This window comes from Pedobacter chitinilyticus (assembly GCF_003313385.1).
Lineage (GTDB): Bacteria > Bacteroidota > Bacteroidia > Sphingobacteriales > Sphingobacteriaceae > Pedobacter > Pedobacter chitinilyticus.
The window spans coordinates 218,399-228,944 of the sequence record NZ_QMHN01000007.1; the positions used below are offsets into that span (position 1 = coordinate 218,399).

10 protein-coding genes are annotated in these 10,546 nt (G+C 39.1%); 1 reads left to right on the forward strand and 9 read right to left on the reverse strand.

Going from position 1 to position 10,546, the window contains the following annotated elements; genetic code table 11:
* Positions 1 to 2: 2 nt before the first annotated feature.
* The 7 genes from DUT70_RS19225 to fucP all read right to left on the reverse strand — a co-directional run bounded on the left by DUT70_RS19225 (position 3) and on the right by fucP (position 7,123).
* The gene (locus DUT70_RS19225) at positions 3 to 827 is read right to left on the reverse strand and encodes an amidohydrolase family protein (RefSeq protein ID WP_113648991.1); all 825 of its coding nucleotides are present in this window, start codon (positions 825 to 827) and stop codon (positions 3 to 5) included.
* Entirely contained in the window at positions 827 to 1,156 is a 330-nt protein-coding gene (locus DUT70_RS19230; protein WP_113648992.1) for an L-rhamnose mutarotase, read from the reverse strand. The genes DUT70_RS19225 and DUT70_RS19230 overlap by 1 nt, the downstream gene beginning before the upstream one ends.
* The gene (locus tag DUT70_RS19235; RefSeq protein ID WP_113648993.1) at positions 1,153 to 2,004 is read right to left on the reverse strand and encodes a fumarylacetoacetate hydrolase family protein; all 852 of its coding nucleotides are present in this window, start codon (positions 2,002 to 2,004) and stop codon (positions 1,153 to 1,155) included. The genes DUT70_RS19230 and DUT70_RS19235 overlap by 4 nt, the downstream gene beginning before the upstream one ends.
* A gap of 5 nt (positions 2,005 to 2,009) precedes the next feature.
* Positions 2,010 to 3,341, reverse strand: a complete 1,332-nt coding sequence (locus DUT70_RS19240) for an alpha-L-fucosidase (RefSeq protein ID WP_113648994.1) — start codon at positions 3,339 to 3,341, stop codon at positions 2,010 to 2,012.
* Between the two features lie 80 nt (positions 3,342 to 3,421).
* Complete coding sequence (locus DUT70_RS19245; RefSeq protein ID WP_113648995.1) at positions 3,422 to 4,186, reverse strand: SDR family NAD(P)-dependent oxidoreductase; 765 nt, start codon at positions 4,184 to 4,186, stop codon at positions 3,422 to 3,424.
* Positions 4,187 to 4,200: 14 nt separating this feature from the next.
* The gene (locus DUT70_RS19250) at positions 4,201 to 5,832 is read right to left on the reverse strand and encodes a UxaA family hydrolase (protein ID WP_113648996.1); all 1,632 of its coding nucleotides are present in this window, start codon (positions 5,830 to 5,832) and stop codon (positions 4,201 to 4,203) included.
* A 1-nt stretch (position 5,833) separates the two neighbouring features.
* Positions 5,834 to 7,123: an L-fucose:H+ symporter permease gene (gene fucP / locus DUT70_RS19255; protein ID WP_317047827.1), complete on the reverse strand. Its 1,290-nt coding sequence runs from the start codon at positions 7,121 to 7,123 to the stop codon at positions 5,834 to 5,836.
* Positions 7,124 to 7,273: 150 nt separating this feature from the next.
* Between fucP and DUT70_RS19260 the strand changes: the two genes are divergently transcribed.
* A complete protein-coding gene (locus DUT70_RS19260) occupies positions 7,274 to 8,179 on the forward strand; it encodes an AraC family transcriptional regulator (RefSeq protein WP_113648997.1) in 906 nt (301 codons plus the stop codon).
* A gap of 81 nt (positions 8,180 to 8,260) precedes the next feature.
* Here the strand turns inward: DUT70_RS19260 and DUT70_RS19265 are convergent, their stop codons facing one another.
* Together DUT70_RS19265 and DUT70_RS19270 are read right to left on the reverse strand one after the other, a co-directional pair.
* Positions 8,261 to 9,142, reverse strand: a complete 882-nt coding sequence (locus tag DUT70_RS19265; protein WP_113649085.1) for a PorP/SprF family type IX secretion system membrane protein — start codon at positions 9,140 to 9,142, stop codon at positions 8,261 to 8,263.
* Between the two features lie 46 nt (positions 9,143 to 9,188).
* Positions 9,189 to 10,546, reverse strand: a 1,358-nt coding sequence (locus DUT70_RS19270) for an MBG domain-containing protein (RefSeq protein WP_162926674.1), incomplete at its 5' end; no start/stop codon positions are given.

A 10,546-nucleotide genomic window follows, 5' to 3' on the forward strand; every position in this document is an offset into this window, starting at 1 on the left:
GTTTAAAGATTATAGCACCTTATGGCGTTTGTTTCAAAAATCTTGTTTTGTTGCTCTTTTTCTAAGCCCAAGGTATATTGGTTTAGGATATGCTTTACTTCTGTATAGGTAGCGGCGAGTGTGCAAACTGGCCAATCAGAACCGAACATTACCCTATCAAAGCCAAAATGTTCAAACACAGCATCCAGATAAAAAACCATATCATTATACTTCCAGTGCAGCCAGTTGGCCTCAGTTACCATCCCTGAAACTTTACAGTACACATTTTTTTGTTGGGCCAATAATTTTATTCCTTCGTACCATTCCATATCCTCCTTTTTTGCGGCAATATCTGGTTTGGCCAAATGGTTCAATATAAATTTTTGATCTGGAAACTTCTCTGCTAACGTTATGGCATCCTTAAGTTGTCCTTTATGGATTAATATATCATAAGTATAAGCGTGTTGCTTTAGCATTGCTATTCCCCTCAAAAAATCTTCAGAGGCTAAAAAACCATCAGGTTCTGCTTGTGCAATATGTCGCCAGCCTTTTAATTGATGATGTACGGCAAAATGGGCCAGTCGTTCAGCAAGGTTTCGATCTCTTAAGTCAACCCATCCAACTACTCCTTTTATAAATGGAAATTGTTCTGCATAGGCCAACAAAAACTTGGTTTCATTTTCACTTTGATCTGCTTGTACCGCCACACATCCATCCACGCCATTCGCTTTTAGCTGCACTTCCAATTGAGCTGGAGTAAAATCGCGTTTTATGGCCATCATATGGTCAGTTATCCAAGCGTCTTTTACTGGCTCATAATGCCAAAAATGAACATGTGTATCAATCATTACAACGTAAATATTTTATCCATGAGCAGCCACTTTTCACCAGGTTTTGCAAATGGCAACGCTTGCTGATATTTCCACATCAGTGTTTCCCATTCTTGTACTTTGGGATTAGCTGCATCAGCTTTGCTTTTGGCTTCAAAACTAAAGCCATCCTTTACTTCCATGATCATCAACAATCTATTTCCCACCCTGTATATTTCCATGTGCTCAATCCCACTTTCCTTAATGCTAGTGGCAATTTCTGGCCATATTTTTTGGTGATATTGCTCATAGGCTAGAATTAATTCGGGATCATTAATAAGATCTAAGGCTAAACAATATTTTTTCATGCTGAATATGCTTTAACTTTTTGTTTACTTGTTCCCAATCCATCGATACCCAGTTCAACTACATCTCCTGGCTTTAGGTACCACGGTGCTGGTTTTTGACCCAGCCCAACTCCCGCTGGGGTGCCAGTAGAGATGATATCGCCAGGGAGTAAAGTCATAAACTGGCTAATGTAATGCACTAAGAAGGGCACATTAAAAATCAGGTTCGAAGTATGACCATCCTGCTTAATTTGTCCGTTTACTTTTAGCCACAATCTGAGCTGGTGCACATCTGCTATTTCATCTTTTGTTGCCATAAAGGGCCCTAGGGGAGCGAAGGTATCACAACCTTTGCCTTTGGCCCATTGTCCATTACGTTCCAACTGAAATTCTCTTTCGCTATAGTCGTTGTGTAAGCAGTAGCCAGCAATGTAATCTTCAGCTTCCGCTAAGCTTACATAAGAAGCTTTTTTGCCGATAACGATCGCTAGTTCTATTTCCCAATCTGTTTTGACACTGTTTTTGGGAATCATCAGATCGTCATCAGGACCAACAATTGCGGTAGTCGATTTAAAAAACAAAATCGGCTCTTTAGGAATTGGCGCATTGGTCTCGTGGGCATGGTCAAGATAATTTAACCCCACACAGAGTAGTTTAGAAGGCCTCGCTACAGGCGGCCCCAAACGTACATTGGGATCTATTTTTTTTAGTTCTATTTCCTTGGTCGCATTTTTCAGGTTTTCCAGTCCATTTGTGGCAAAAAAAGCTTCATCGTAATCCTTTACAATTTCAGATACGTCGAAATATTCTCCGTTAATGATTAATCCTGGTTTTTCTTCGCCTATTGGGCCAAATCTGATTAGTTTCATTCGTGCTATGGTAGTTCTAATTTAACAATAGTATCTATCGAGGCGGGGTCTTTTTTCACCATCAAATGCAATCCGCCATTTTCTAGCCTATACTGCACTTTGGCGCCACCATCAAAAAGCACCGCACTTTTTGGCTTTTGATCAAAACCTGGCAGCACGATATAGTCTGCACCGCTATCGTTGAGCAGATGCACGTAAATGGTTTTCCCTTTTCTGGTAGCCAAGCCCCATGTTTGAGGCTTTATCACATTGCCTTTGGTGCCATAAATCGTTTCTCCGTATTTGGCCATCCATTTACCTGTTGCTTGCAAAGTATCTACAAATTCTTCTTGTATTTTACCATTTGGCATCGGGCCTACATTCAACAACAGATTGGCATTACGACCAGCAGCACCTACTAGGAAATGAACCACTTGTTTTTCAGATTTGTATTTATTGTCGGTGAGGTTAAAGCCCCATGAATCGTTCATCGTTTCGCAGGTTTCTATCGGCAGTTGATCGGAAGGTTCTTGGAAGCTTAGTCCAGCTTTATTTTCTCCTGGCAAATCCTTTTCAAACATCTGGAAATCTTCGCCAGAAAACGGACTTAAATGATGGTTGTTCCCAATAAGAGCCCAGGGCTGTAATTTGTGGATGAGCCCGTAAATTTCATCGTATTTCCAATTTATCCTCGAAGATCTGTCTTTTTCACCTTCGGGAGCCGTTTGGTCCCAATGTCCATCGAACCAAATGCCGTCAATTTTACCGCATTTGGTCAAAAGTTCAGTCAACTGATTTTTCATGAACTGCAAGTAAGAGGCATAATCACCTTTTTTACCTAACCTACCTGTTTTTTGTCCAGTTTTGCCAGTTTCATGTGGATAATCTTCACGGCGCCAATCAAGCAATGAATAGTATAGAAACAGTTTAATGCCCTGTTTGTGGCATTCATTGGCAAGCATTTTCACAATATCCTTTTTGTAAGGTGTATTCATGATATTAAAATCCGAATATTTGGTGTCCCACATACTGAAACCATCATGGTGGCGGGTAATCAAGGTGATGTATTTCATGCCTGCGCTTTTGGCTAAACTTACATAGGCTGCCGCATTGAACTCAATTGGATTAAAAAAATCCTTTAAACGGTTATAGTCTTTTACTTTGATGTTGCGATTATTCATAACCCACTCCCCACTACCAGGTATGCTGAATGGACCCCAATGGATAAACAACCCGAAACGCATGGCTTCAAAAGCTTTTCTAGCTTCCAGATTTTCCTTTGTTGGTACATATTGGGCTTTTGTTTGTAGTAAAGCCAGTAACAGGAAGCAAACGGTAAACAATCTCTTCGCGATCATAATTTTAAAAATTAAAAAACTGATTAAGGTGATAACTTTGACTATTTTTTGTTACAAGAATGATGAGCAGATCGTTCATTTCAATTATTTAAGGTGGTAAATCCGCCGTCAATGGGATAATCTACGCCTGTAATGAACGAAGCTTCGTCGCTACATAAATATAGTGCTAAATATCCAATTTCTTCAGGGTTGGCCATCCTCCCTATGGGTTGTGATTTTGATAGTTTCTCAAACATTTCAATTTGATTATCACCATAATTTTCAACCAAAAAGCCATCTACAAAAGGTGTATGTACTCGGGCTGGCGAGATAGAAATGCAACGGATATTTTCATGCAGGTAATCTTTGGCAACGCTCATTGTCATGGCTTTAACAGCACCCTTCGCCGTGCTGTAAGCAAACCTGTCGGCCAAACCCACTAAAGCGGCAATAGAAGCCATGTTTAAAATCACTCCACCGTTACTTTTCCGCAGTTGTGGAATAACAGCCCTGATGCAGTTGTAAACGCCCTTTACATTAACGTTCATGATCCTATCAAAATCCTCTTCGCTGGTATTATCTGCCCTACCAACATGCGCAATGCCAGCATTGTTAACCAGTACATGTACCGCTCCAATTTTTTCGAAAACCTGCTCTACCTCTGACTGGATGGCCACATTACATTGATGGGCGACCGCTTTTAGCCCTTGTAGGGTAATTTCGGATACTGTTTGATTGGCTCTTCTGGCATCCATCTCCAGAATGTGAACTTCTGCACCTTTTTGTGCAAGTGCAACGGCTATGGCTTTACCAATACCACTTCCTCCGCCGGTAACAACCGCTTTCTTGTTTTGAAATGAAAACATATCACTCTTTTAAATTATAAACTCACTCCTCTTTTCCAGGGGATAAAATCGTCTTGATTCAATTGTACAGCCTTGGGAATTTCCTCACCGCTAGCTACCCTAATGCAGTATTCTAAAATCTCTTCACCTAGTTGTGCTATGGTTTTTTCTCCTGTGATGATTGGTCCTGCATCAATATCAATGATGTCGGCCATTCGTTTGGCCAATGCAGAATTGGTAGCCACCTTAATCGTAGGGCATATTGGATTTCCTGTAGGTGTTCCCAAACCAGTTGTAAACAGAATTAAGGTTGCTCCTGCTGCCGCTTTACCTGTAGTAGCTTCCACATCGTTTCCTGGTGTGCAAACTAAGCTAAGGCCCGGTTTGGTAGCTGGTTCGGTATAATCAAGCACATCCACAATACTCGCCATACCAGCCTTTCGGGCTGCACCCATTGATTTAATAGCATCGGTAATTAATCCGTCTTTGATATTTCCTGGCGAGGGGTTCATGTAAAAACCAGAGCCAGCTTGATGTGCTAACTCCTCGTACTCTTGCATCAGCCGTATGAACTTACGTGCTGATTCTTCATTTTCGCATCTATCGATTATTTCCTGTTCAGCTCCGTTTAATTCGGGGAACTCGGCCAACAGCACCTTGGCTCCTAAAGCCACCAATAGGTCGGCACAGTGGCCAACGGCTGGATTGGCGGAAATCCCACTAAAACCATCGCTGCCACCACATTTCACTCCTACACAAAGCTGGCTCAATGGAGCATCTTTACGTTCGATTTCGTTAACCTTTATCAGTTCCTTTAATGTTTCCTTAATCGCATCTTTAACAAGGTGCTCTTCGCTTTGCGCTTTCTGTTGTTCAAAAATCAATAAAGGTTTATCAAAAGATGGATTTCGTTGTCTTAAATCAGTTTTAAAATCCGATACTTGCAAATGTTGACAACCTAAACTCAGCACGGTTATCCCAGCTACGTTCGGATGATCGGCATAAGCGGCTAAAAGCATACTCAAGGTATGACTATCCTGTCTTGTTCCACCGCAACCACCATTATGATTAAGAAATTTAATTCCATCTATATTTTTAAAAATACGGTGTTGCTGTAAATTTGGGCTCGACAATACCGAATCTAAATCTGCTCCACTCTGATAGGCCGCAATAAGATCATGTGTATAATTTTTGTACTTAGATCCTACAGCATAGCCAAGTTCATTATGCAATGCTTCTCGAATTACATCTAGATTTCGGTTTTCGCAGAAAACAGTAGGTATAAAAAGCCAATAATTGGCCGTACCTACTGTTCCATTACTGCGACGATAGCCTTTAAATGTACGGCTAGCATAATTACCAATATTAGGCTGTTGCCATTGGTAATTTGTCTTTCTGTAAATATAGGGATCAGTAGCGTGTTTAGTATTTTCAATAGTCATTCGGCGGCCTGCGTTCACATCAAATTGGATTCTGCCGACCAGCACTCCGTACATAAATACTCCGTCACCGCGTTTCATGGGCTGAGTAAAAAACTTATGCTTGGCAGGAATATCTTCTTGCAGGATATAATCCTCTCCTTCAAAATTGACCATAGTACCTTTGGATAGGTCGCTCAAAGCAACCAGCACATTATCATGGGTATTTATTTTTAAAACTTTATTCATCTTACTTTAATGAAGGTTTATGCCCTCTATAGCCAAAAAAGGCCACAACAAGCAAACATATCAGCGGTACACTATACCCATATTGGATATTGTTGGTTAAATCAGCGATGTAGCCTAGCGCCAATGGAATAATTGCCCCGCCCACAACCGACATTACAATTAAACTGGATGCGGTTTTAGTGTCTTCACCTAAGTTTTTAACCCCTAGGGCAAATATGGTTGGGAACATGATGGAGATAAAAAAGCCAATACCTAGCAGACAGTATATGGTGTAAGCGTTATGGCCAAAGATGGCTACAAGCGTTAAAATAATAGCCACAATACTGTATATAGTCAGTAACTTCGGAGCTTCAATAAATTTCATAAAAATTGTTCCAACGACTCTACCTATCATAAACAGGGCTCCATATACCGCTAAATAATTACTAGCAACTTGATGATTTAATCCTGCGGCCTTTTCAGCATAAACCAAAAAGAAACTACTAAAGCATATTTGCGCTCCAACGTAAAAAAATTGTGCAATAATAGCCCATCGGGTGTGTTTGATCCTTAAAATCTCGTAAAAAGACCTTGTCCTCGTTTCAGTTTTATCTTTACCTATTTCGGGAAGTTTTAGAAAGATAAAGAGTACCGCCACTACCAAAATGATAAAACCTAATATCATAAAAGGATACTTTACACTGTCCGAGGCTTCCTGGATAAATTTTGCTTTGGCTTGCGTATCCATCTGTCCAATTTCCTCGGTAGAAATATGCGTATTGTTAAGGATAGTATACTTACCAATGATAGGAGCTACAGCAGCTGCAATACCGTTGAAAGACTGGGCTAAATTTAAACGAAACGAAGAGGTTTCAGGCGGACCTAACACGGTTACATATGGATTAGCGGCCGTTTCCAAAAAAGCCAGCCCACTGGCCACCACAAACAATGCTGCTAAAAAATAAAAGTACTGATGAGTATTTGCCGCAGGTATGAACAAAAATGCTCCAACTGCAAATAGTAACAGTCCGAAAACAATTCCAGATTTGTACCCCCACTTTTTCATTAAAAGCCCTGCTGGAATTGCCATAATGAAATAGGCGATGAATACAGAAAAATCGACTAATGATGATTCAAAATTATTAAGTGTAAATGTTTTTTTTAAATGCGCTATTAGTGTTGGATCTATGTTATGTACAAGTCCCCAAAAGAAGAAAAGGCTAGTAATGAAAATAAGAGGAACTAGATAATAGTTTCTTGGCTTTGTCGCACGAAGAGATGATTCATCAACAGGATTGATTGGCATTTTCATAGCAGTTTACATTTGGTATATACAAAGTAAACTGAATTTTAAGTACAAAAAATATCTTCAATTGTCATATTATTAAGCTATTTTGTATATTAATTGTTCTTTTACAAGAAAACAGAACAATAAAGCTGATTTTCAAAAAACCAAATTTCGATGAAGCCTAAACTATTAAAGATATATGCTAATGATATCGAATCTTTTAGCGCTAGAAGAGACCTAATTCCCACGGTGAATAGTATATGGCACTATCATGAGGAATTGGAACTCATTTACTTTAAAGCAGGTGAAGGAACGCAGTTTATCGGAGATAGCATCAAACGCTTCAGAAGTGGTGATGTAGTTTTAGTAGGAGCTAACTTGCCTCATTACTGGCGTTTTGACCACGATTATTTTCAAGAAGGTGGTAAGTCAGCGGATGTTTACGTCATACATTTTCGGGCCGCCTTTTTAGGAGCAGGATTTTTGGAAGTTCCAGAAAACAGGGAAGTAAATAAACTAATCAATCACTCCTCAAGAGGGCTACAAATAAGTTTCCCTAATATTGATCATGTTATAAACCTTATCATAAAAACTGAAAGCAGTCTGGGCCATCAACGACTGCTATATTTTCTTGAGGCTTTGTTTGAAATAAGTGACCATAATCACATCTTAAAACCCATTGCATCAATTGGGTTTAAATATAACTACCTTAATGAGGAACAGGATCAAATCCAAGCAATTTACAATTACACGTTTAGCAATTATAAGCGTAAAATTACCTTGGTAGAGATTTCTGAAGTGGCTAAAGTAAGCACTAATACTTTCTGTAAATTCTTTAAATCAAGAAGCAAAAAGAACTACACAGATTTTGTAAACGAAATACGTGTGGGGCAGGCATGTAAACTTTTAATTGAAAACAAACTAAGAATAAATGAAGTTTGCTTCGAAAGCGGATTTAACAATTTCGCAAGTTTTCATAAATGTTTCAAAAAAACAATGGGAAAAAGTCCGCTACAGTATCAAAAGTTATTTGTTGCCGACAATGAAGCAATTAACAAGAATAAAAAAGCCCCGAAATAAATTTCGGAGCTTAGCATAATGAAGAGCTTTCATCATTCCTTAATTGAGAGCGTTTAATTGAGAGCGTATGGCGGAGGGCAGTTAAAATTTAACTCTTAAATTTACTTCAAAGTTCCCTGTAGTATATCCTCTAAGAGGGGCGGTATTAGAAGTGTAAAGACCTGAGATCAAGTATTTCTTCTTGAAATCCATTCCCAAGCCAAATGTGGCGTTTTTGGTACTATGGTACATTCCAGAAAACAATATCTGACTGTCAATAATAGCTATTTGTGCACCAGCGTCCCAAATATTATCTATGCCTTTGATAGCCCTGAAAGCCACCTGTGGCTCCAATACAACGGCATCAATGCCAGCGCCAAATAAAAACTTATAACTTGCCGAAGTAAAAAATCTAGGAATATCTGCAAAACGGTCTTCTTTGTTATCTAAAATTCTCTTCAAGTTAGGGAACGCAGCATGTAGTGTTAAACGTTTATCGGTATAAGCTACACCAAAATCACCATCTAAATAGGTTTCTCTTTCATTGTACCTATTGGCATCGGGATCATTTACATTACCTACAATGTCGGAATTACTCAACCTTTGGTTCATCATTCCAACAGATAAACCAAAATTCAATTTATTATCATTTGAACCTACTGGCAAATGGTAAGCAAAAGTCCCTACCACCCTGGTTTGTCTGGTTAACCCAGATTTATCGTTCACAATGTTGAGTCCTAAACCTACTTTATTAAAACCGTGATCTAAGGTCAAATTTTGGGTTACGGGAGCTCCTGGAACATTATTCCATTGGCTACGGTACGCCAAGTTCAATTTGGTTTCGTTTTCCAATCCTGCAAATGCAGGATTGATGATGTAACGATTATTAAAATACTGCGCCGACAAAGGATCCAACTGGGCGTAAAGCGAATGGCCTAGAAATAAAAATAGGGCAGTAATGATATGTTTGATATTTATTTTCATTGTTGTTCTTTTTAAGAGCGATTTGTGATTAAATTTCTCCCTCAACTTATTTTCCATTTCTTACAATAGAGATAAAACCTTTTTTCACTGTGTTACCTTTGCCAAAATCAACGATATAATAATAAGTGCCCTCTGCTAATGGAGTACCGTTAAAAGTTCCATCCCAAGTATTATCGTATTTTACTTTTGAGTAAACCAAACGGCCTGCTTTATCAAAAATCTTTAATACGTTATTTGGATATAAATCGATATTTTCTAATACGAAGAAATCATTATAACCATCACCATTAGGCGTTAACAAGTTGGTTCCTGCAATCTTGAAATCCTCTATCACTTCGATGGTAATAGATTTGGTATCGGTACAGCCATTGGCATTGGTAACGGTTACTTGGTAGGTAGTGGTTAAAGATGGTCTAACAGTTAATGTTGCTCCATTTTGACCTGCAATAATTCCATTAGCATTGGCCCAGCTGTAGTTCGTTCCGCCAGAAGCAACCAATTGAATTTGATCACCTCTACTGATTTCCATTTTTCCAGCAGCAATGTTAATTACTGGCAGTGCATAAATGGTTAATTGACCATTTTGATAAGTAATGGTGTAGTTAGGCGCCGTACCGCCTGCAACAGTTAAGGTATAATTGCCTGCAGCTGAATTAGCCGTTGCGGTAGTCGCTACCGTAGGTGCAGTGGTTAGCACGTTAGCCGTTTCATTATTTACAAAACCTGTGTATCTAACCGTAAATGTTGGGTTTACTAAACCAAAACAACGAGTTTTATTATCTGCAATTGCAACAAGTGCTGCTTTATTTACTGTTAATGTTCCGTTTACGTAGCTCACATTATAGTTTGCCGAGCTTAAACCCAAAGGAGCAATGATGTAACTATTTGCATTGATTGCATTTTGCGAAGTACCACCGTAATTAACCATTCCTGTTACACTATTTGTTTCGTTATCTCCAGCAATGAAACCTGCATATGTAACACCATTACCACCTGTATATGGTAGCCCATTGTAAGTTTTCACACCATTTTGTGCCGTTACGGTAAGTGCTGCTTTATTAATTGTTAAAGTTCCATTTACATAAGTAAGGGTGTAGTTAGCTGAGCTTAAACCAGAAGGGATAATGGTGTAAGTGTTTGCTGCAACAGCACCCTGCGAAGTACCTGAATAAACAACCGTGCCTGTTACACTATTTGCAACATTATCGCCAGTAATGAAACCTGAATAAGTAATATTGTTACCACCAGTATAAGCTACTTTGTCGTAAGTTTTGGTCGCATTTTGAGCGGTTACCGTTAAAGTAGCCTTGTTAATAACTAAGGTTCCATTAATGTAAGTAATCACATAGTTGGCCGAACTTAAACCAGAAGGAATAATGGTGTAAGTATTTGCAGCAATAGCCC